The following is a 19,728-nucleotide window of genomic DNA, read 5'->3' on the forward strand; positions in this document are numbered from 1 at the left end:
TGGTGAGCGAGGATGGGCGCCATGAGCATCGTGAAGATCAACGTCCTGACCGTCCCGGCCGAACAGCGCGAGATCCTGGAGAAGCGCTTCGCCTCGCGCGCGGGCGCGGTGGAGAACTCGGACGGCTTCGAGTGGTTCGAGCTGCTGCGCCCGATCGAGGGCACGGACGACTACCTGGTGTACACGCGGTGGCGTGACGAGGCGTCGTTCACCGCGTGGATGGAGGGCTCCATGAAGGAGGCCCACCAGGGCGGCGCGGACCGCCCGAAGCCTGCGGCCAGCGGGTCATCGGTATGGTCGTTCGAGGTCGTGCAGCAGGCTTCGCCCAAGTCGTAGCGCGGTGGTGGAGTGGTGGACTAGGGGCGATCCGCCTCGCCGTCCCCGGTGAGCACCAACCAGCGCCGCCCGTCGATGAGTTCGCGGGCGGCGTCCAGGTGCCCGGCGTGGCAGGCGGTCTCCGTGACGACGTGCAGCAGGACGTCCCGGTGGCTGTGCAGGTGCGGCGGCCCGAAGAGGTGGTGCGGCCACCAGGCCAGGGGCGCGTCCGCGGGCGTGTCGGCGATGATCCCGTCCGCGCGGTCCGTCTCGCGGCGGTACCGCTCCAGGACGTCGGCCGCCGGCAGCTCCGGGTCGACCTGCCAGGCATCCTCAATGGCGTCGAGGCTGTCGATGACTGCCTGATCACCCGTCAGGACGGCCTGGAACCAGAAGCGTTCGACGTCCAGCGCCAGGTGCTGGACCAGCCCCAGACACGTCCAGCCGGACGGCAGCACGGGCCTCCGCAACGCCTCGGGGCCGAGCCCGTCGATGATGCCCAGGATGTGGCGGCGCTGCCCGCGCAGGGCGTCGAGCAGCGCCTTGATCTCGCCGGTCTCGGGGCTGGTTCCGGCGCCGGTCTCGGCACCGGTCTCACCAGGGGTCTCGTCGGTCACGGATACGTCGGTCACAGGTACCGAGGATGTCCGAACCCCGGGTGCCTGTACAGGTCGAAACCACTTGCGCCAGGCGCCGTCCCTTCGCCGAGAATGCCCCCATGACTTCGCCGTGGACCGTCACCCCTGAGCCGTTCGACTCCGCCGTCGCCGCGGAGCTGTGGCGCGCGTACTACACGGAGGTCAGCGACCGCTGGTACCTGCTGCACGAGGGGCGCACCACCGACCCCGACGAGCTGGAGCGCGAGGTCGCCGCCGACACGGGTGCCTATCTCGCGGCACCGGGCGGAGTGTTGCTGGTCGCGCGGTACCGGGGCGAGCCCGCCGGGACCGCGGGCGTGCGGATGATCGACGCCTCGACCGGCGAGCTGAAGCGCGTCTTCGTGCGGCCCGAAATGCGCGGGAAGGGCGGCGGCTCCGTGCTGCTCGCGCAGGTGGAGAGCGCCGCGCGGGATCTCGGCGCCGAGCGGGTCGTCCTCGACACGCGGGGCGACCTGGTGGAGGCCCGGATGATGTACGCGCGGCACGGCTACCAGGAGACGGCCCCGCACAACGACGAGGAGTACGCCGATCACTGGTTCACCAAGAAGCTCGTGCGGGACGCGTAGACAGCGTCAGGCGCCGGCCGCCAGCCCGTCGTGCGGGCGCTCCGCGTCGGACCCGCACAGCTCCGCGTTGAGCTCCTCCACGAGTTTCGACAGGTCCGTCGGCCGGTCCGGGCCCCACCAGTCGCCCAGCAGTTCGGCGAGTGACTCCTCGCGGGACGCGGACAGCCGGGCGGCGACCTCGCGGCCCTCGTCGGTGAGGACGAGGTCCAGTCCCTCGCGCGTGGCGAGGCGCCGCCCCTCCACCTGCCGGGTCGCCGCGATGATCACGGGCAGCGGTACGGCGCTGTGCTCGGCGAGCGCCGACGGCTCCGCCCACCCGTAGCGCTTGATGCGCAGCAGGAGCCAGCTCGAGGCGGGCAGCAGGTCGTAGCCGGCCCGTTCGGTGATCTTCTCGTAGATCTCGCGGCGCCCCTCCCGGGTGCCGAGCACCGACAGGGCCCGCGCCACCTCGTCGTGCGATGAGCGCTGTACGGGGTTGCTGGCCAGGGTCTCTGTCGCGTCCGGCGCGGTGACCGAGCCGCGCAGCTTGTCCTCGCGCAGGAACCAGGCCAGCGCGAAGGCGACGAGGGCGACCGGGGCGGCGTAGAGGAAGACGTCCGTGATGGACGACGCGAAGGCGTGCAGGACCGGTCCGCGCAGGGCGGGCGGCAGCTCGCCGATGCCTCTCGGGTCCGACTGGAGCGCGTTCACGTCGACGCCTGGCGGCAGGCTGCGGCCGGCGAGGGCGTGCGTGAGCTTGTCGCCGAGGCGGCTCGCGAAGATCGTGCCGAAGATCGCGACACCGAAGGAGGCGCCGATGGAGCGGAAGAACGTCGCGCCGGAGGTGGCGACGCCCAGGTCCTCGTACGAGACGGCGTTCTGCACGATCAGGACGAGGACCTGCATGACGAGTCCGAGGCCCAGGCCGAAGACGAAGAAGTAGGCGCTCATCTCGCCGGTCGAGCTGTTCTCGTCCATCTGGTGCAGGAGGAGCAGGCCGATGGCGGTGACGCCGGTGCCGACGATGGGGAAGACCTTCCAGCGGCCGGTGCGGCTGACGATCTGGCCGGACGCCGTCGAGGAGAGCAGCAGTCCGATGACCATCGGCAGCATGTGCACGCCGGACATCGTGGGCGAGATGCCCTGGACGACCTGGAGGAACGTCGGCAGATACGTCATCGCGCCGAACATGGCGAAGCCGACGACGAAACTGATCACCGCGGAGAGCGTGAACGTACGGATACGGAAGAGCTTCAGCGGCAGGACCGGCTCGGCGGCCCGCCGCTCCACCTGGACGAACACGACCGCGAGGACGACGCCGAGTACCGCGAGGCCGATGATCTGCGCCGAGTCCCAGTCCCAGGTCGTCCCGCCGAGCGAGGCGACGAGGACCAGGCAGGTCGCCACACAGGCGATCAGGAACGTGCCGAGGTAGTCGATCGTGTGCTTGGCGGAGCGTACGGGGATGTGGAGCGTGGTCGCGATGACGGCGAGCGCGACGACGCCGATCGGCAGGTTGACGTAGAAGACCCAGCGCCAGCTGAGGTGTTCGGTGAACAGCCCGCCGAGCAGCGGGCCCAGCACGCTCGTCGCGCCGAAGACCGCGCCGAACAGACCTTGGTACCTGCCCCGGTCACGCGGCGGCACGATGTCGCCGACGATCGCCATGGACAGGACCATCAGGCCGCCGCCGCCCACGCCTTGGAGTGCGCGGAAGCCGATGAGCTGCGGCATGTTCTGCGCCATACCGCACAGCGCCGAGCTGATCAGGAAGATCACGATGGCGATCTGGAAGAGCTTCTTGCGGCCGTACTGGTCGCCGAGCTTGCCCCACAGGGGCGTGGCGGCCGTCGACGCCAGCAGGTACGCGGTCACGACCCAGGACAGGTGTTCAAGGCCACCGAGGTCGCTCACGATGGTCGGCAGCGCCGTCGAGACGATCGTCTGGTCGAGCGCCGCGAGGAGCATGCCTAGCAGCAGCGCACCGATCGAGACCATCACGCTGCGGGGCGCGTGGTCGCCGCCGATCGTGGATCCGGTGCGGTCAACGCCTGGGCCTGCCGTCAGGTCCGTACGGGGAAGTCCCCCGCTAGCGTCCTGGGTCATGGACACCTCCTGAGACACCACGCCGGACACGGCCGACGGGGGGCTCTGCCATCTACCAGAATGGTCGGTGTGCCCCGGTTTGGCCTGTTGAGGCCGAGGGCTCAGGAGAGGTACGGCGGCCCGGGCCCGGCAGGTGACGCGGCGCGGACCGGGCGGATGGCGCGGCGCCGAGCGCGCCGACACCGGGCCGCGGGACTCGTCTGTACAGGGGTGCGGGTCAGCCGATGCGCAGCAGGATCTCGCCGGCGGCGCCCGCCTCGACCCGTACCTGCGTCAGGTCGTCCACGACCACCGTGGGACCGTGCTCGCCCGCGCGGGGGCCGACGCCGACGACGCGCATCCCGGCGGCGCGGCCGGCCGCGATCCCGGCCCCCGAGTCCTCGAAGACGATGCAGTCCGCGGGGTCGATGCCGAGCTCGGCGGCACCCTTGAGGAACCCCTCGGGGTCGGGCTTGCTGGCACCGACGCTCTCGGCGGTGATGCGCAGGTCGGGCTGGGTGAGGCCGGCGGCGGCCATGCGGCGGGTGGACAGGGCCACGTCGGCCGAGGTCACCAGGGCATGCGCGAGGCCGCCGTCACGCAGGGATGCCATGAACGCGGCGGCGCCCGGCACGGGGACGACGCCGTCGATGTCGGCGGTCTCCTCGGCGAGCATGCGCGCGTTCTCGGCGTGGTTCTCGGCCATGGGGCGGTCGGGCAGGAGGAGCGCCATGGACGCGTAGCCCTGGCGGCCGTGGACGACCTTCATGACCTCGACCGCGTCGAGCCCGTGGAGGGCCGCCCAGCGCTGCCAGCAGCGTTCGACCACCGCGTCGGAGTTGACCAGCGTGCCGTCCATGTCGAGCAGAAGGGCGCGGGCGGACAGAACAGTGGTGGCCGTCATCGGCGGGGTCCTCCAGGCGTAGGAACAAGGTGACCCCGCCCACCGGTCAGGGTGAGTGGACGGGAGCCACTTTGTTCCTCAACTGTACAAAACAGGATGGCGACTACGCCAGCGGCCCTGGTCAGGGCCGGATCCAGGGCTTACGCCACCGCTTCGTAGAGGCTCCATATACCCATGCCGATCATCAGGACCGCGGCGATCTTCGTGATGAGCGCCAGCGGCACCCGCTTCATCAGGGCCTTGCCGCCGACGATGCCGAGGCCGCCGACGGCCCACAGGGCGAGGACGGCGCCGAGGCCGACGGAGAGCGGGTCGTCGTAGCGGGCGGCGAGGTTCGCAGTCATGATCTGCGTCAGGTCACCGAACTCCGCGACCAGGATGAGCATGAAGCCCGCGCCGGAGACCTTCCAGAAGCTCTGGTCCTTGGGCTTGCGGACCTCTTCCTCCTCCTCGTCCTTCTTCATCAGGAGGACGGCCGCGCCGCCGAGGAACAGCACACCGGTCAGGGCGTGCACGAGCTGCTGCGGCAGCAGGGTCAGGATGCTGCCCGCCGCGACGGCGAGCGCGACATGGACGGCGAAGGCGGCGGCGACACCGGCGAAGACGTACGAGGCGCGGTAGCGGGTGCCGAGGACGAGTCCGGCGAGCGCGGTCTTGTCGGGGAGTTCGGCGAGGAAGACGATGCCGAAGACGACCGCCATCACGCTGATGCTGATCAAGATTCCTCAATCGGTCGGGCTGCCCCGCCGAGAGTTCCGTAACTCCTGTACGACACCTCGGCACGGCAGCGCTCAGGTGCGTACACGGGTGTGCACACAGGTGAATCACTGCTTTGCCGAAGGTCTCGCTGGCCGGACCGGGTGTACGGGTCCTGCCTCCGGGCGCCGGCTCAGAACGAGCTGAGCAGTATGTCGACGGTCCGGCGAAGAGCTACTCCCCTTCTGCGCCGCCCATCGTACGCGAACTACTGAGCGATTCGACATGACCCGCGTCACGCCCGGACGCGCCACCCCGGTACCACCGGCCCGCACCCGAAGTCCCGCCCGCCCCACCAGAAGTCACGTCCGCCCCCTTGATGTGTACGCGTCGTTGACGCGACCCTGTCACTCGGCGCACATCTCCCGGAAACCCCGGGGCGCCAGCATGGCCGGGCCCGCTCGGCCAACTTCCCCCCACTTCAAGGGAGTTCACATGCGCATGTTCTACGCGCGTCGACGCGCCGCCGCACTCGGCGCCGCCACCGTCGTCGTCTCCGCCCTCACCCTGCTGAACGGCCCGGCCGCGCAGGCCGCTCCCCCCACCCCGGTCAGCGGGGCCACCGCCCGCACGTACCTCTCCGAGCTCACGGTCAAGGCCGAGGGCTCCTCCGACGGCTACAGCCGCGACCTCTTCCCGCACTGGATCACCCAGTCCGGCGCCTGCAACACCCGCGAGGTCGTCCTCAAGCGCGACGGCACGAACGTCACGCAGGACTCCAGTTGCGCGGCCACGTCCGGCAGTTGGTACTCGGAGTACGACGGCGCGACCTGGAGCGCGGCGGCCGACGTCGACATCGACCACGTCGTCCCGCTCTCCGAGGCCTGGAAGTCCGGCGCCAACGCCTGGACGACCGCCCAGCGTCAGGGCTTCGCCAACGACCTCACGCGGCCCCAGCTCATCGCCGTCACGGACAACGTCAACCAGTCCAAGGGCGACCAGGACCCGGCCAAGTGGATGCCGTCGCGCGCCGCGTACAAGTGCACCTATGTCCGCATGTGGGTGCAGGTGAAGCACTACTACAACCTCACGGTGGACTCCGCCGAGAAGAGCGCGCTGACGTCGTACCTCAGCGGCTGCTGAACTCTCGTGCCGCGGATCTGAATCCCGACCCGCCGGAACCTCCCCGCCGGCCCCCGTCGTTCCGTACCGTACGGGGCGACTGAGGAGGCTGATCACGTGGCACGGCTGCGACTTGGACCGCTGCTGAGATACGTGGACGAGTCGTCGGCGACCGTCTGGGTCGAGGCGAGCCGTCCGTGCACCGCCGAAGTGCGCTGCGCGGACGGCTCGTCGGGCCGTGCCCGCACGTTCCAGATCTGCGGCCACCACTACGCGCTGGTCCCGGTGACGGGCCTCACGCCGGGCAGCGCGACGGCCTACGAGGTGCTGCTCGACGGCGCGCAGGTCTGGCCGCTCGCCGACTCGCCCTTCCCGCCGAGCACGATCCGCCCGCCCGCGTACGACGACGCGGCACGCCCCGTCCGTATCGCGTTCGGCTCGTGCCGGTGGGCCGCGCCGCCCGCCGACGACCACCACGATCCCGTCGGCCCCGACGCCCTGGACACGCTGGCCACCGAGCTCGCCTCCGCGCCCGACGCCGAGCGCCCCGACGTCCTGCTCCTGCTCGGCGACCAGGTGTACGCGGACGAGACCTCACCGGCCACCCGCCGCTATCTCGCCGCCCGCCGCGACCTGAGCGATGCCCCGGGCAACCAGGTCGCGGACTACGAGGAGTACACCCGGCTCTACTACGAGTCCTGGCTCGACCCCGATGTGCGCTGGCTGCTGTCCACGGTCCCCAGCTGCATGATCTTCGACGACCACGACGTCATAGACGACTGGAACACCAGCGCCTCCTGGCTCGCGGAGATACGGGCCACCGACTGGTGGAACGAGCGGATCCTCAGCGGCCTCATGTCGTACTGGGTCCATCAGCACCTGGGCAATCTGGCGCCCGCGGAACTGGCCGCCGACCCCATGTACGCGGCGGTGCGCGCGGACCCCGACGGGACGGACGCGCTCAGGGAGTTCGCCGCCCGCGCCGACGCCGACGCGGCCTCCGTCCGCTGGAGCTACCGGCGCGACTTCGGCCGCGTACGGCTCCTGATGGTCGACACCCGGGCCGCCCGCGTCCTGGCCGAGACGGACCGGTCGATGCTCGACCCGTCGGAGGCTGCGTGGCTGCGGGAGCAGGCACTGGAGGGGACGGGGGTGTCATCGGACGGCACCTCGGGGGCGTATGACCATCTCCTGATCGGGACCTCGCTGCCCTGGCTGCTGCCGCATCTCGTGCACGACGCCGAGGGGTGGAACGCCGCGCTGTGCCGGGGTGAGCGCGGTGCGCGCTGGGCCCGGTTCGGCGAAAAGCTGCGCAGGCGGGCCGACTTGGAGCACTGGGCCGCGTTCCCCGCGTCGTTCGACGCGCTGACGGCGCTGATCGCCGAGGCGGGCGGCGGCGAGGGCGCACCGGCGACGGTGTGCGTACTCTCCGGCGACGTCCACCACGCATACGTGGCCGAACCCGCCTGGCCCGACGGCGCACCGGCCCCGGCCGCGCGCGTCCTCCAGCTGACCTGCTCACCGGTGCACAACTCGATCCCCGGCTCGATAAAGGTCGGATTCCGCTTCGGCTGGAGCCGCTTCGGCCGCGCCCTCGGCCGGCGCTTCGCCCGGCACGGCCGCCTCCCCGCTCCCCCCGTCTCCTGGCGCAAGACGGGCGGTCCCTGGTTCGGCAATCAGCTGATGACCCTGACCCTGCGCGGGCGCACGGCACGGCTGCGCCTCCAGCAGGCGCAGGCGGCACCGGGCGAAAAGGCCGGACTGCGGGAGGCGGCGGACAGCGTGCTGAGTGAATGACCGTACGGAGTGAATGTCGTGAATGACCGTGCGTGACCAGGGCTGTCGCCCACGAGGCCGCCCGGTGAAGATACGGCGCACACCCGGACTCCGCTCTTCCCTTGACAGGGCGACCCGGCATGATGAGCGGACGTTCCGCTTCCAGCAGCCCCACATGCCCCGGGAGTCCCTCTTTGTCCGCAGTGTGCTCGGCGCCGGCCGCAGCGATAGTCGGCGCGGGCCCGCGCGGCACCAGCGTCCTCGAACGACTCTGTGCCTCCGCCGGCGAGCTCCTGCCGCCCGGCGCCCGCCTCACCGTCCACGTCGTCGATCCGGCCCCGCCGGGAGCCGGCAGCGTCTGGCGGACCTCGCAGGCTCCCGAACTCCTGATGAACACCGTCGCCTCACAGGTCACCCTGTTCACCGACGACAGCGTGGACTGCTCGGGCCCGATACGCCGGGGGCCGAGCCTGCATGAGTGGGCCCAGCGCCAGGGCCTCACCCTCGGCCCCGACGACTACCCGACCCGCGCCCTCTACGGCCGGTACCTGGAGTGGGTGTTCGCCGAAACCGTGGGCTGCGCGCCCGACGCCGTACGCGTCGAGGTCCATCGCGCGCGAGCCGTGCGCCTCGACGACGCGGACGACGGCCGCCAGACCCTCGTACTCGACAACGGGCGCGAACTGACCGGCCTGTCCGCCGTCGTCCTCGCCCAGGGCCATCTGCCCACCGCCGCGAGCCCCGCCCAGACGCGCCTCACCGAGTACGCGCGGCAGCACGGCCTGCGCCACATCCAGCCCGCGAACCCGGCCGACCTGGACCTCTCCGCCCTCGCCCCGGGCGAACCCGTCCTGCTGAGAGGGCTCGGCCTCAACTTCTTCGACCACATGGCGCTGCTCACCGAGGGCCGCGGCGGACGCTACCGCCGCACGTCCACGGGCGAGTTGCGCTACAAGCCCTCGGGCCGCGAGCCGCGCCTGTACGCCGGTTCGCGCCGCGGCATCCCGTACCAGGCGCGCGGCGACAACGCCAAGGGCCCGTACGGGCGTCACGAACCCGCCGTCCTCACCCCCGAGGTCATCGCCCGCTTCCGCAAGCGCGCGGACTCGGGGGACGCGCCGGACTTCCTGGGCGAGATCTGGCCACTCGTCGCGAAGGAGGTGGAGACCGTCTATTACGAGACCCTGCTGCGCCGCGCGGGAGCGGGGGACACCGGTTTCCGCGAAGGCTTCCTCGCCACGCGGCACCAGAGCTCCGAAGAGGCCGACGTCCTGTACGAGTTCGGGATTCCGGGGGTCCTGCGCTGGTCCTGGGACCATGTCTCCCGGCCGCACGCGGAGCTCTCGTTCGGCTCGCCCGACGAGTGGCGGACCTGGCTCCTGGCCCATCTGCGCGAGGACGCGGCGCACGCCGCGCTCGGCAACGCGGACGGTCCCGTGAAGGCCGCCCTGGACGTGCTGCGCGACCTGCGCAACGAACTGCGCCAGGCCGTCGACCACGGCGGGATCGGCGGCGCGTCGCGCCGCGACCACCTCGACCGCTGGTACACCCCGCTCAACGCCTTCCTGTCGATCGGCCCGCCCCGGCGGCGCATCGAGGAGATGACCGCGCTCGTCGAGTCCGGCGTCCTGACCGTGGTCGGGCCGCGCCTGGACGTGCGGGCCGAGGACGGCGCGTTCGTCGCGCACTCGCCCGATGTGCCCGGATCATCCGTGAGAGCCACCACACTCGTCGAGGCGCGACTGCCGGAGACGGACGTGACGCGCACCGGCGACCAACTGCTCGCGGGGCTCCTGAAGACGGGCCACGTCCGGCCGCACACGCTCGACGGTTACGCGACGGGCGGGGTGGACGTGACACCGCGCCCGTACCGTCTGATCGACCGTCAAGGCAGGTCGCACGCAAGGCGGTTCGCGGTCGGCGTGCCCACGGAAGGGGTGCATTGGGTGACCGCGGCGGGGGCCCGGCCGGGGGTCGATTCGGTGACCCTGTCGGACGCGGACGCGGTCGCGCGAGCGGCTCTGCGGACGGCTTCCGGGGAGCGCGCGGAACCCGGCCCGGAGCAGCACCCCTGGCCGAATGTTGAACTTGCAAGCGTTGATTAGGGTCTCCTAACCTGTGGCCTCCATCGGTTCGTCCCCAACCGACACAAGGAGTCCCCCATGACTGGACGTCTCAACAGCGCCCAGCCCTACGCCCTCGGCCTGTTCCGCATCATCGTGGGCCTGCTCTTCGCCTGCCACGGCGCCGCCTCGCTCTTCGGCGTCCTCGGCGGAGCGATGGGCGGCGGCACCGTCCCCACCGGCACCTGGCCCGGCTGGTACGCGGCCGTCATCCAGCTCGTCGGCGGCGCCCTCGTCGCCCTCGGCCTCGGCACCCGCGCCGCGGCCTTCATAGCCTCCGGCTCGATGGCCTACGCGTACTTCAAGGTCCACCAGCCGGAGGCCCTGTGGCCGCTCCAGAACGGCGGCGAACCGTCCGCGATGTTCTGCTGGGCCATGCTGCTCCTGGTCTTCACCGGCTCCGGCGCGCTCGGCGTGGACCGGCTGTTCACCGCCCGCGGCGAGAGCGCGGAGCGCCCGGCCGCCTCGGCGTCCGCCGGGGAGCGGGAGCCCGCCGCGGCTTGATGCGGTGACTGCTTGACGGGGGCACCGGTGTCGCGCCGCGTCGTGCCGGTGCCCCCTCCCCGCCGCTCATCTCCCCTGGCGAACCGGCGACTCGACCGACACCGGCCCGACCGGCCCCCGTTCGAACAGCACCCGCTCGAACGGCATCGCGGCGATCGTCACCGGATCGATGACATCGACTCGACCGCCGTCGGCTCAACCGGCATCACCTCGACCGGCACTTGTTCGACCGCCGCCGGTTCGAACGGGACCGTGAGGCACGCGATCCGGGCGCCCGCTCCGCCCGGCATCCCGTGCAGCACCACGGACCGCGCCTCGCCAGGCCTGAACTCCCAGCCCTGCCGCGCGGTCGCCGCCCCCGCACCGTGCGCGTCCGTGGTGAACCCGAGCCAGACCTCGTTCTCCGGGTTCGCATAGGCCGGGCCCATCGACGGCTGCACCGGATCCACCCTGTGCTGGTAGTGCCCGCCCGCCGCGGCCGGATCCCCGCCGCACTCCCCCTGGTGCACATGCGCGCCGTACGCGCGCCCCGCGACCAGCCCCTCGACCCGCACGCTCACGCTCACGCGACCGTGCCCGCCGCGTTGAACGACCTCGATCCGCGCCCCGGCAGGCACGAGCTTCATGTCGTACGTCAGCGCGGGCGACGCCACGAAGGCGTTCGGGGGCGAGAACCGCGCCGCCTCGCGCACCCCGTACCCACCCAGATCCACTGTCGCGCCGCCGGCCGGCCCGCCGCCCTCGGCCCCACCGCCCGCGCCCTCTCCGCCCGCCGTCCCGCCGCCCGCCGCGAGCACGAGCGCCGCCACGGCTCCCGCCACGATTCGTGCCACCATCGTCCGCTCCTCCAGCTTTCGCTCACCCGCTGCGGGCCGGCTCTCCCGCCCTGTCGTTCGTACGGGGTTACCGGGGCGTACCGCGCGTGCGACGCGGCACCCGGGTGAACGTGACCTGGAGAACACCTGAGCCCCTGGTGACCCTCCAGCCACAACCGAGGCGTACGCTGTACAGCTGTCATCAGCCGCCCCTGCCGCTCCCCGCGACACCGCGGCGTCAGTCGCCGAGCGGGGAATTCACGGACACGGATCACGGGGAGTCGCGGTGCTGGAGAGTGTGGGGTCGCTGACCGGCGGTCCGTGGATCTACGCGGTGGTGGCCCTCTCGGTACTGCTAGACGTGTTCCTGCCCGTCCTGCCGAGCGGCGTCCTGATCATCACCGCGGCCACCGCCGCGGCAGCCGGCACGGGGGCGGCGGCCGGGCAGGTGACGCACGAGGTGCCGTCCATCCTGGCGCTGCTCCTCTCGGCGGCCACCGCGTCGGTACTGGGTGACCTGGTCGCGTACCGCATCGCCTGGCGCGGCGGCGAGCGCCTCGACCGCGCGATCGCCCGCTCCCGCCGCCTGACCAGCGCGCAGGAACGTCTCGGCGGGGCGCTGGCGCGCTCCAGCGGCGGCATTCTCGTGGTCATCGCGCGCTTCGCCCCGGCGGGCCGTTCGATCGTCTCGTTCGCGGCGGGCACGGCTCATCGCCGGGTCCGCGAGTTCCTGCCGTGGTCCGCCCTCGCGGGCGTGGCCTGGGCGGGCTACAGCGTGGCCCTCGGCTACTTCGGCGGCCAGTGGCTCGGCGCGAGCTGGCTGGCCACGGGGGTGTCACTGCTCGCGCTGTTCGCGGCGGGGTCGGGCGCGGCGTTCCTCATGCGGCGACCGGCGGCGGAACGAGCCGGCTGACCCACCCCAGGCCCACGCCGGGGCCCGGCCCGTCCCCTAGGCGGCGGGCTCCGGGGCCAACTGGCGTCCCTGGCCACGGATTTCGAGCCCGTCGAGCAGCTCGGCGGTCGCCTGGGCGACAACGTCCACGGCCCGGTCGAACACCTCCCTGTTGTGCGCGGCGGGCGCCCGGAAGCCGGACACCTTGCGCACGTACTGCAGGGCTGCGGCCCGGATCTCCTCCTCGGTGGCCTCTTCGGGGAGGACGGGCGGGCGAAGGGTCTTGATGCTGCGGCACATGCCTCCAGTCTCGCGCGCTCCCCCGCCCTCGCGCACACCTTCGCAAAGAACGTACGTTCGAAACACACGTACGAATGAACGCACCCTCCATCGCTCGCCTCAAGAAATCGAACAGGCGTAGCATTGCCGCGTGGCAGCGACCTATGACTTCCCGAGTGACCTCCTGGCGGGCCAGGAGGAGCTGCACCAGGTCAGGGCGGAGCTCCTGACCCTCCTGAAGCGGCTTCCCTGGTCGGTGGACCCCCTCGAGGGGTTCAGCGACGACCACGGCTGGCGCAAGCGCGAGCGCCCCGCATCCCCCGGCTGGACCCCGGACGAACAGGCCGAGGTCGAAAAGCTCCGCCAGCGGGAGCGCGAGCTGGCGGTCTTCGTGACGTGTCACCGCTACTGGAAGGACGTATCGGGCCAAGACACGGTGGACGCCCGCATGCGCCTCAAGCGGGCCCACGAGGCGGACATCCCCACCCCGGAGTAACCGAACCCGGCCGCCCCCTCAGTCGTGGCGGCGCTCAAGCGGGGCGAGGCTCAAGCGGCCTCACGCATGGCGGCGGCCCACTCGACCACGAGCGCCTCGTACTCCACCCGTTCCTCCGCGCTCAACCGCCCCCCGGCGCGCAGCCAAAGGGCACGTATCTGCTCGTTCACCTCGGCGGCAGGCCGCACGGTCGCGGGTTCGGAAGTCGTGGCCATAACGTGAAGCCTACGTCCACGCACGTGAAGGCTGCGTGAAACCCCCACGGAGTGACGGAAGTTACGACGTCAAGCACCCCGCACGCAGACAACACGCCCACTCCGCACGGACATTCCACCCTCCCCTGGGCCCGCATAACGGAAGACTCCTTCACGTTCCCTTCACATGGCACATAATGGCCTTTCTGTACACGCACCATCCCAGGGGGGACAACGGCATGGGCACCCGCACGACCGTCGCCGCACTCGCCGGCACCGCACTTCTCGCACTCACGGGCTGCGGAGCCGCAACGGTCAGCGACCGACCGGCAGCATCTCGGACCACGCCCGGAACCCCCACCCCGACCACCACCGCCACCCCGAGCAAGGCCACCGCCACGGAGACGGCAAGCCTGCCGAGCATGACCGGCAAGGGCCTCCAGTACGCCCAGGACCAGGCACAGGCCGCGGGTTTCTACGGGCTCACGTCCCACGACGCCCTCGGCCGAGGCCGTATGCAGGCGTTCGACCGCAACTGGAAGGTGTGCTCGCAGACCCCTGCGGCCGGGAAGCACGCCACGGACACCAGGATCGACTTCGCCACGGTCAAGCTGGAGGAGGAGTGCCCGTCGAAGGACGCGGGCAAGCCGCAGCCGGCCGGGTCGACCATGCCCGACTTCCAGGGCAAGTCGGTCAAGGCGGCGCGCGAGGCTCTCGACGGCAGTTACAGCATCACGGTGACCGACGCGACGGGACAGAACCGCATCGTGTTCATGGAGTCCAACTGGCAGATCTGCACCCAGAACCCGACGTCAGGCACCCAACTCGACGGCCGGCCGGTGAAGTTCAACGCAGTCAAGTTCAACGAGCGCTGCTGACACACCCTCGGCCGTCCAGAGGCGGAACAGGGCCTTCAGGCGACCACGGTGAAGGGCGAACGAAGGAGACTCGGGAGCCCGAGCGCAGAGAGAGACGGACGGAAATCGGGACGGAGGCCGGCCCGATTTCCGCGCAACGGTAACTCAGCCCGCCTCGGAAAATTACCCAAGGCCAGCACCGAGATCAGGCGCCTCATTCAGCCCGCACGATCTCGCGGCACTTTCCGCACCCTCATGCGGCAACCACTGAATCCAGCGCCGCCGCTCGGCCGCCTCGAGGATCTCCTCGACCACCCCGCTCCCCCATGTCCTGGCCGGCTCCCCTCGCCACACCCCCCGCGACGCGTACCCGGTCACCAGTGGAGGGCACCCGCCATTCGGTTTCAATCCCCCGCTCAAAGGCGGCTTCAGCGGTGAAGCGGTCGCGAGGTCGGGGCCGGTGATGCGACTGCCTACTGTCGCTGAGACAGGTCGAATTGAGTACGGATACTCACGCCTGAGTCATGGTTCCGCCAGGAGCATGGGGAGCATCACACCTCCGGGGGGAATCGATGAACGCTCGCACTCTGTCGCGTCTGACCTTCACCAATGCTGCTTCTGCCGTCTATCTGGGGATCGTCGGCGCGTCCGTCGTGTTCGAGGTGGCTGCCGCGCTGCTCGCGGATCCCGGAATCGTCGGGATATGGCCGTTCCTTCTCACCGCCCCTACTTCCTTGCTGGCGGCAGGGGTCGTCGGGGCGGTTTGGGGTGTGGATGCGCCCATCTGGTACCTGGTCAGCGGGGTCATCATCAGCGCTTTGGTCCAGTCGTTCGCCCTGGGAGCGCTCCTGGAAGCTCTGCGCGGTCGTCGCCGAGGGATCACCCGTCCGAGCCGCTTCTGACGTGGTCCGTTCCTTGCGCTGTTCCGTTCCTTGCGCTGTTCCGTTCCTTGCGCTGTTCCGTTCCTTGCTCGGCAAGTTGCTCCATCGCTCCTGGCGTACACGGCCTTCGTGCTCGCCATCGCGCTCCGCTTCCGCCGAGGGGAGATCGTTGGACTTCGCTGGTCTGATACCGGCTACGTGTCACGACGAAGGTGTACGCGCACGTCGTCCAAGACACGTGGCGCGAGGCAGCGAGCCACATGGATCGGCTGCCCAGAAGGCGGCTCGACCGTGAGTGACCATGGGCGTTGATGTCACCCCTGGATGACGAAGACCCCGGCCCAGAACGGCCGGGGTCTTCTCCCAGGTGGGCGCGGACGGTTTCGAACCGCCGACATCTGCCGTAAGTGCCCTTGACCTGCCGTGGTGGTGCTTGCCGCGGTCGCTGGTCCAGGGCCGGGGAGCCCGTAGCCGGCCGCGACTTACCAACCGGTCGGGCACGCATCGGGCACGCGTTCAGCTGCACGGGTTGACGCAGTCCAGACCATGATCCTATTGTCCGCCCTGCACGTGGTTGCAGCCGACGGCAATGAAAGCCGACCGGATTCTGATCAATGTCGAAATCCGAGTAAGTGAGGGTAGTCGTGGGGGTGCTGCTCTCGTACCTGGTAATTTTCCTTGTTGAATGCGGCTTGATGGCGCTGCAGATTTTCGGCGCGTTCCTGCTCATGTTGAGTGCCGCTCTGTTCATCCGGCGCTTCGCTATCGCGCGCAAGCCTCGACCCGATGGCCACTTCCCGAAATCGATGCCAGTGGCACCATATGTGCTGGGCGGCATCGGCATGTGCTTGCTGATTCCTACTTCGGCAGCGCTCTTCATCGGCAAGAAGTGGGGCATTTTTGAAACCTGGGCGATATAGGCCGAAACCGTTGTGGCCTGCGGGGGCACAGTCGGCCTGTCGAGGCTGGTAGCGGTCGGCTCAGGCCGAGTGCTGAGGCTGAGTTGTTCGGTCGGGAGCTCAGGGACCCAAGCTCGGGAAGCTCAGGTTTTCCACGGGGGGTCGCCGGATTGACCTGGGGTGGATCGGTCAGAGGGCCTGCTCGCCTGGCGGGCCATTCCCCCCGCCGTTCCCCGTGGTTTGCCGCACGATCTGGCACGCGTCTGGCACGAGCGCGTTCCTGGAGCGGAGGAAACCGGGGCGGACAGGGCTGGCGAGTCAGGCCGTTTGACTCATTGTCCGCAGGCACAGCCCGCGGCCGCGGGGTCGGTTTCCACGGCGGCCTGGGTCGTGCAGCAGCCGTCGCCGGCAGCGGCGGGGTCGGCGCTCTTGCCGAGTGTGTCGGCGTCGGCCTTGACCACGTACACCTCCCACGGCTCCTTGCCAGGGCCGTGGACCCACACCTTGTCCTGGAGGGCGTAGCAGCAGGAGGTGTCGTTCTCCGCGAAGGTGGCGAGGCCGGCGTCCTTGAGCCGGGTGGTGGCCGCACAGACCTGGTCGGTGGACTCCACTTCGACGCCCAGGTGGTCGAGTCGGGTCTCCTCGCCGGGGCCGCCCTCGATCAGGACGAGCTTGAGCGGGGGCTCGGTGATGGCGAAGTTGGCGTAGCCCTCGCGCCGCTTTGCGGGCTCGGTGCCGAACAGCTTCGAGTAGAAGGTGATCGACGCTTCGAGGTCGCTGACACGCAGGGCGAGCTGGACGCGGGACATGGCAGGGCTCCCATCGGCTTGCATTGATGTTTGTCGATTCAAGCTTGGGCCTTGTATCGAGGGGTGTCAATGTAGATGCATCCCGAAGCAAGGGCTTGTGGTCCTCGTACGGACTGACGAGAACGGCGCGTGCTGCCCCGGCCTGGTGGCCGCGCCACTGGACGACGATCAGGCGGCCGAGCTGGCCAAGCTGTTCAAGGCGCTCGGTGACCCGGTGCGCCTGCGCCTGATCTTCGGCCTGGCCCGCACCGGTCAGGCTCGCTACGCGCCCGTGGCCGTGGCCGTGGCCGTGGCTTCCTACATCGGTGCCGCGTACTGGTTCTCGTCGTCCACCTCGTTCAAGAACCCCGCGGTCACCATCGGCCGGGCCTTCACCGACACGTTCGCCGGAATCGCCCCTGGCTCCCTCGGCCCGTTCGTCGCGGCCCAACTGGTGGGCGTCACGCTGGGGCTGGGCCTGGTGGTTGCGGTCTTCGGGCGCCTGGCCCCCGTACCGGCCGTCCCCGCCGGCCTCCAGGACCAACCCGAACCCGCCGCCCCCCACAATCCCCTGACCCACCCCTCAGCCAGAAAGCACACCCGCCATGAACACCCCTGCTGAGCAGCCGTCCGTGCTCTTCGTGTGCGTCCACAACGCCGGGCGCTCCCAGATGGCCGCCGCATTCCTCGCGCGCCTGGCGGGCGACCGCATCCAGGTGCGCTCCGCCGGGTCGGCGCCCGCCGTGACGGTCAACCCGGCCGTCGTCGAAGCCATGGCGGAGGTCGGTATCGACGTCTCGGCCGAGGTCCCCAAGGTGCTCAAGGTCGAAGCCGTGCAAGCCTCCGACGTGGTCATCACGGTGGGCTGCGGCGACACCTGCCCTGTCTTCCCCGGTAAGCGGTACCTCGACTGGGAGCTCCAGGACCCGGCCGGGCAGGGTGTCGACGCCGTACGGCCCATCCGCGACGAGATCGAAAAGCGCATCCGTGGCCTGATCGACGAGATCGCCCCGCCGGTCGGACCCTGAGCAGCCCTGCCCCGCGTGCGCATTACGGCCATCGGCCCCGGAGTTGGCCCCTCGTGAGCACCGTCTTGTAAGGGCGGACGTGATCCGAAGCGGAAGCGCCCAGGGGTCACCCCGGCTGTAGCGGCAGCCCGGCTCAACGGCGCATCTCGACTGCGGCGAGCCGTTGTTGACCGTGAGTGACCGTGCAATGTGGCACGGCTAGGGCACGCGTACAGGGGCCCTCGGGGACCACCTTGCGAGTCACGGCAACCCCGCCGCAGCCCTTGTGCTGCCCTTCTGCGGGAGGTGAGAATCCCTCAGCCATCGGGTCACGGTGATCAGGGGCAGGGCCGGGGGGCTGTTGTGGCGCGACGGATGAATTTGCTGGGAGAACCAGGAGTGCGGCTGTCGGGGGGACCGGGCAAGCCTGTTCCGAACGTTGCGGACGTGCGGGCGGTGGCCCGCGGTCAGGTGTGGGGTCTGCTCATCACACTGCTCATTGCCCTGCTGCTCCTCGCGACGGGCCACTTGTGGGCGCACGGGCACCAGCCACGGGACGTGGTCACTGGAGCCCACGGCCCTTTTCCCGCCTCGTTCGGCGCCGGGGCCCCGTTGGCGCCTGAACGCGTCGTACGTCGGACTTCGGGGTTCGATGAAGCCTTGGTCCACGGACTGTACGTACGGGAGACAGGTTCGCTCTCCGGCGTGACTGCGGTGAACGTGCGGACCGGCAAGGAGTACTGACGCTACGAGCGCCCAGACTCGGAGGCCGGCGTGAATACGCTCGACGTGTCGGAACGCACCGTGGTGGCCGCCTTCGGCGACGGGAGGCTCATGGGCGTCGATCTGAGCACGGGCAAGCCGCTGTGGCACGTAGACATCCAGCATGCCAAGGGGCATCGGACCACGGCGCTCGCCAGCGGCCAAGCTCTCACCGAGGCCCCCGGTGCCGTGCGTGCCTTCGCCGAGCGCGACGGCCGGAGTCTGTGGACTGCGAAGACGCCCAAATCCTGCCCCGACGGACTCCTGATCACTGCGTACGCCCTACCGGGCCACCTGAGCGTCGTCCCTTTGGTCTGCAACGTGACGAACCCCGACAGGGGCACGTACAACCTCCTGCTCGGCATCGACAACCGCACGGGCAAGGTTCTGTGGCAGCGGCACACCGCGGCCCCCAAGCTGATGGTCAGGGCAGGCGAGCACACGCTGGTCATCCCTGATGAGGACCACCCGCCGGCCGTTCAGCTGCTCGACGTGAACCGCCAGGGAGCCACTGCGCGTGCTCTCACTGCCGCGGATGCGTGGAACGCGGTCGCCGCGGGAGGCGGCATCGTACTGTCGGCCATCGACCCCGGTAGCCGATCCGAGGAGGAACACGACACTCTTCTGCGCGCCTACGGCGCCCGGGACGGACACCTTGCCTGGCAGCTGCGGGCGCCGACCGGCCAGGAGTACGGGTTCCCCGAGATCGCCGACGGCCGGGTGTACGTCGTACGCCAGCCGTTCCTCACTGGAACGGACACAGGTCGCCGGATCCGCGCCGACCTGCTCGTCCTCGACTCGGGCACCGGACGGCTCCTCTACACCCTGCGACTGCCGGCCATGACCGTTCCGGACGAGAGCAGGGAACTCGACGTACGTGACACTGGCGACGGGGCAGTGAGCATCGGCTGGCATGACAATGAGGGAGACGTGCTGATCGCCACGGACTGATCCCCCTCGTGGCGCGCACCTCGCCATCACCCAGCCCAATGGTCCTGGTGGCGCGTGGCGCGTCTTTCCGCATGAGGTCAGCGGAGTCTCAACGGCGAGGCAAGGCTGTCAACAAACTTGAAAACCGTCGTGGCAGCGATGTCGCCGTGGGTTCAAATCCCACACCCACCGCGCAGGT

21 protein-coding genes and 1 pseudogene are annotated in these 19,728 nt (G+C 70.2%); 14 read left to right on the plus strand and 8 right to left on the minus strand.

Annotated features, from left to right (window positions below; translation table 11 throughout):
- The first annotated feature begins 21 nt into the window (after positions 1-21).
- Positions 22-336 carry an antibiotic biosynthesis monooxygenase family protein gene (locus LGI35_RS15690; RefSeq protein ID WP_227294460.1) on the plus strand — a complete coding sequence of 105 codons (315 nt, stop codon included), beginning with the start codon at positions 22-24 and terminating at the stop codon, positions 334-336.
- 20 nt (positions 337-356) lie between these two features.
- On the opposite strand, the gene LGI35_RS15695 is transcribed toward LGI35_RS15690, so the two are convergent.
- The gene (locus LGI35_RS15695) at positions 357-947 is read right to left on the minus strand and encodes a DinB family protein (protein WP_376567035.1); all 591 of its coding nucleotides are present in this window, start codon (positions 945-947) and stop codon (positions 357-359) included.
- An 86-nt stretch (positions 948-1,033) separates the two neighbouring features.
- On the opposite strand from LGI35_RS15695, the gene LGI35_RS15700 reads away from it, so the two are divergent.
- The gene (locus LGI35_RS15700; RefSeq protein WP_227294461.1) at positions 1,034-1,540 is read left to right on the plus strand and encodes a GNAT family N-acetyltransferase; all 507 of its coding nucleotides are present in this window, start codon (positions 1,034-1,036) and stop codon (positions 1,538-1,540) included.
- Positions 1,541-1,546: 6 nt separating this feature from the next.
- Here LGI35_RS15700 and LGI35_RS15705 read toward each other — a convergent pair whose 3' ends face one another.
- From LGI35_RS15705 to LGI35_RS15715, 3 genes are all read right to left on the minus strand, one after another.
- Positions 1,547-3,517 carry an MFS transporter gene (locus tag LGI35_RS15705; RefSeq protein ID WP_227300318.1) on the minus strand — a complete coding sequence of 657 codons (1,971 nt, stop codon included), beginning with the start codon at positions 3,515-3,517 and terminating at the stop codon, positions 1,547-1,549.
- A 325-nt stretch (positions 3,518-3,842) separates the two neighbouring features.
- Positions 3,843-4,508, minus strand: a complete 666-nt coding sequence (locus tag LGI35_RS15710) for an HAD-IA family hydrolase (RefSeq protein ID WP_227294462.1) — start codon at positions 4,506-4,508, stop codon at positions 3,843-3,845.
- 140 nt (positions 4,509-4,648) lie between these two features.
- Entirely contained in the window at positions 4,649-5,227 is a 579-nt protein-coding gene (locus LGI35_RS15715; protein ID WP_227294463.1) for a TMEM165/GDT1 family protein, read from the minus strand.
- A gap of 472 nt (positions 5,228-5,699) precedes the next feature.
- Here LGI35_RS15715 and LGI35_RS15720 point away from each other — a divergent pair, with 472 nt between their 5' ends.
- The 4 genes from LGI35_RS15720 (at position 5,700) to LGI35_RS15735 (ending at position 10,729) form a co-directional block, all read left to right on the plus strand.
- Complete coding sequence (locus LGI35_RS15720) at positions 5,700-6,347, plus strand: HNH endonuclease family protein (protein WP_227294464.1); 648 nt, start codon at positions 5,700-5,702, stop codon at positions 6,345-6,347.
- 96 nt (positions 6,348-6,443) lie between these two features.
- Positions 6,444-8,123 (plus strand): alkaline phosphatase D family protein, encoded by a 1,680-nt coding sequence (locus LGI35_RS15725; RefSeq protein WP_227294465.1) that lies wholly within the window; start codon positions 6,444-6,446, stop codon positions 8,121-8,123.
- Positions 8,124-8,245: 122 nt separating this feature from the next.
- The gene (locus tag LGI35_RS15730; RefSeq protein ID WP_423835769.1) at positions 8,246-10,207 is read left to right on the plus strand and encodes an FAD/NAD(P)-binding protein; all 1,962 of its coding nucleotides are present in this window, start codon (positions 8,246-8,248) and stop codon (positions 10,205-10,207) included.
- A gap of 57 nt (positions 10,208-10,264) precedes the next feature.
- Positions 10,265-10,729, plus strand: coding sequence for a DoxX family protein (locus LGI35_RS15735; protein WP_227294467.1), 465 nt, complete (start codon positions 10,265-10,267; stop codon positions 10,727-10,729).
- Positions 10,730-10,887: 158 nt separating this feature from the next.
- Here LGI35_RS15735 and LGI35_RS15740 read toward each other — a convergent pair whose 3' ends face one another.
- Positions 10,888-11,565, minus strand: a complete 678-nt coding sequence (locus LGI35_RS15740; RefSeq protein WP_227294468.1) for a superoxide dismutase family protein — start codon at positions 11,563-11,565, stop codon at positions 10,888-10,890.
- A gap of 265 nt (positions 11,566-11,830) precedes the next feature.
- Between LGI35_RS15740 and LGI35_RS15745 the strand changes: the two genes are divergently transcribed.
- Entirely contained in the window at positions 11,831-12,457 is a 627-nt protein-coding gene (locus tag LGI35_RS15745; protein WP_227294469.1) for a DedA family protein, read from the plus strand.
- 36 nt (positions 12,458-12,493) lie between these two features.
- On the opposite strand, the gene LGI35_RS15750 is transcribed toward LGI35_RS15745, so the two are convergent.
- On the minus strand, positions 12,494-12,736 hold the full coding sequence (locus LGI35_RS15750; protein ID WP_227294470.1) for a DUF2277 domain-containing protein: 243 nt from the start codon (positions 12,734-12,736) through the stop codon (positions 12,494-12,496).
- A gap of 130 nt (positions 12,737-12,866) precedes the next feature.
- On the opposite strand from LGI35_RS15750, the gene LGI35_RS15755 reads away from it, so the two are divergent.
- Positions 12,867-13,211, plus strand: coding sequence for a hypothetical protein (locus LGI35_RS15755; protein WP_227294471.1), 345 nt, complete (start codon positions 12,867-12,869; stop codon positions 13,209-13,211).
- A 50-nt stretch (positions 13,212-13,261) separates the two neighbouring features.
- On the opposite strand, the gene LGI35_RS15760 is transcribed toward LGI35_RS15755, so the two are convergent.
- Entirely contained in the window at positions 13,262-13,426 is a 165-nt protein-coding gene (locus LGI35_RS15760) for a hypothetical protein (protein WP_165914432.1), read from the minus strand.
- Positions 13,427-13,644: 218 nt separating this feature from the next.
- Between LGI35_RS15760 and LGI35_RS15765 the strand changes: the two genes are divergently transcribed.
- The 3 genes from LGI35_RS15765 (at position 13,645) to LGI35_RS15780 (ending at position 16,063) form a co-directional block, all read left to right on the plus strand.
- A complete protein-coding gene (locus tag LGI35_RS15765) occupies positions 13,645-14,283 on the plus strand; it encodes a hypothetical protein (RefSeq protein WP_227294472.1) in 639 nt (212 codons plus the stop codon).
- A gap of 551 nt (positions 14,284-14,834) precedes the next feature.
- The gene (locus LGI35_RS15770; protein ID WP_227294473.1) at positions 14,835-15,164 is read left to right on the plus strand and encodes an SCO4225 family membrane protein; all 330 of its coding nucleotides are present in this window, start codon (positions 14,835-14,837) and stop codon (positions 15,162-15,164) included.
- A gap of 623 nt (positions 15,165-15,787) precedes the next feature.
- Positions 15,788-16,063 (plus strand): hypothetical protein, encoded by a 276-nt coding sequence (locus LGI35_RS15780; protein ID WP_227294474.1) that lies wholly within the window; start codon positions 15,788-15,790, stop codon positions 16,061-16,063.
- 311 nt (positions 16,064-16,374) lie between these two features.
- Here the strand turns inward: LGI35_RS15780 and LGI35_RS15785 are convergent, their stop codons facing one another.
- Complete coding sequence (locus LGI35_RS15785; protein ID WP_227294475.1) at positions 16,375-16,851, minus strand: ArsI/CadI family heavy metal resistance metalloenzyme; 477 nt, start codon at positions 16,849-16,851, stop codon at positions 16,375-16,377.
- A 226-nt stretch (positions 16,852-17,077) separates the two neighbouring features.
- On the opposite strand from LGI35_RS15785, the pseudogene LGI35_RS15795 reads away from it, so the two are divergent.
- From LGI35_RS15795 to LGI35_RS15805, 3 genes and pseudogenes are all read left to right on the plus strand, one after another.
- A pseudogene (locus LGI35_RS15795) lies at positions 17,078-17,452 on the plus strand (hypothetical protein); the annotation flags it as partial.
- Complete coding sequence (locus LGI35_RS15800) at positions 17,436-17,858, plus strand: arsenate reductase ArsC (protein ID WP_227294476.1); 423 nt, start codon at positions 17,436-17,438, stop codon at positions 17,856-17,858. The pseudogene LGI35_RS15795 and the gene LGI35_RS15800, both read left to right, overlap by 17 nt.
- Before the next feature lie 753 nt (positions 17,859-18,611).
- Positions 18,612-19,550 carry a PQQ-binding-like beta-propeller repeat protein gene (locus LGI35_RS15805; protein ID WP_227294477.1) on the plus strand — a complete coding sequence of 313 codons (939 nt, stop codon included), beginning with the start codon at positions 18,612-18,614 and terminating at the stop codon, positions 19,548-19,550.
- The last annotated feature ends 178 nt before the right edge of the window (positions 19,551-19,728 follow it).

Source organism: Streptomyces longhuiensis, assembly GCF_020616555.1.
Lineage (GTDB): Bacteria > Actinomycetota > Actinomycetes > Streptomycetales > Streptomycetaceae > Streptomyces > Streptomyces longhuiensis.

Coding starts and splice junctions, on each gene's coding strand:
- LGI35_RS15800 (WP_227294476.1), top strand. CDS start 17,436: ATGAACACCCCTGCTGAGCAGCCGTCCGTGCTCTTCGTGTGCGTCCAC.
- LGI35_RS15785 (WP_227294475.1), bottom strand. CDS start 16,851: ATGTCCCGCGTCCAGCTCGCCCTGCGTGTCAGCGACCTCGAAGCGTCG.
- LGI35_RS15710 (WP_227294462.1), bottom strand. CDS start 4,508: ATGACGGCCACCACTGTTCTGTCCGCCCGCGCCCTTCTGCTCGACATG.
- LGI35_RS15705 (WP_227300318.1), bottom strand. CDS start 3,517: ATGGTCTCGATCGGTGCGCTGCTGCTAGGCATGCTCCTCGCGGCGCTC.
- LGI35_RS15750 (WP_227294470.1), bottom strand. CDS start 12,736: ATGTGCCGCAGCATCAAGACCCTTCGCCCGCCCGTCCTCCCCGAAGAG.
- LGI35_RS15735 (WP_227294467.1), top strand. CDS start 10,265: ATGACTGGACGTCTCAACAGCGCCCAGCCCTACGCCCTCGGCCTGTTC.
- LGI35_RS15700 (WP_227294461.1), top strand. CDS start 1,034: ATGACTTCGCCGTGGACCGTCACCCCTGAGCCGTTCGACTCCGCCGTC.
- LGI35_RS15770 (WP_227294473.1), top strand. CDS start 14,835: ATGAACGCTCGCACTCTGTCGCGTCTGACCTTCACCAATGCTGCTTCT.
- LGI35_RS15720 (WP_227294464.1), top strand. CDS start 5,700: ATGCGCATGTTCTACGCGCGTCGACGCGCCGCCGCACTCGGCGCCGCC.
- LGI35_RS15730 (WP_423835769.1), top strand. CDS start 8,246: ATGAGCGGACGTTCCGCTTCCAGCAGCCCCACATGCCCCGGGAGTCCC.
- LGI35_RS15765 (WP_227294472.1), top strand. CDS start 13,645: ATGGGCACCCGCACGACCGTCGCCGCACTCGCCGGCACCGCACTTCTC.
- LGI35_RS15690 (WP_227294460.1), top strand. CDS start 22: ATGAGCATCGTGAAGATCAACGTCCTGACCGTCCCGGCCGAACAGCGC.
- LGI35_RS15760 (WP_165914432.1), bottom strand. CDS start 13,426: ATGGCCACGACTTCCGAACCCGCGACCGTGCGGCCTGCCGCCGAGGTG.
- LGI35_RS15740 (WP_227294468.1), bottom strand. CDS start 11,565: ATGGTGGCACGAATCGTGGCGGGAGCCGTGGCGGCGCTCGTGCTCGCG.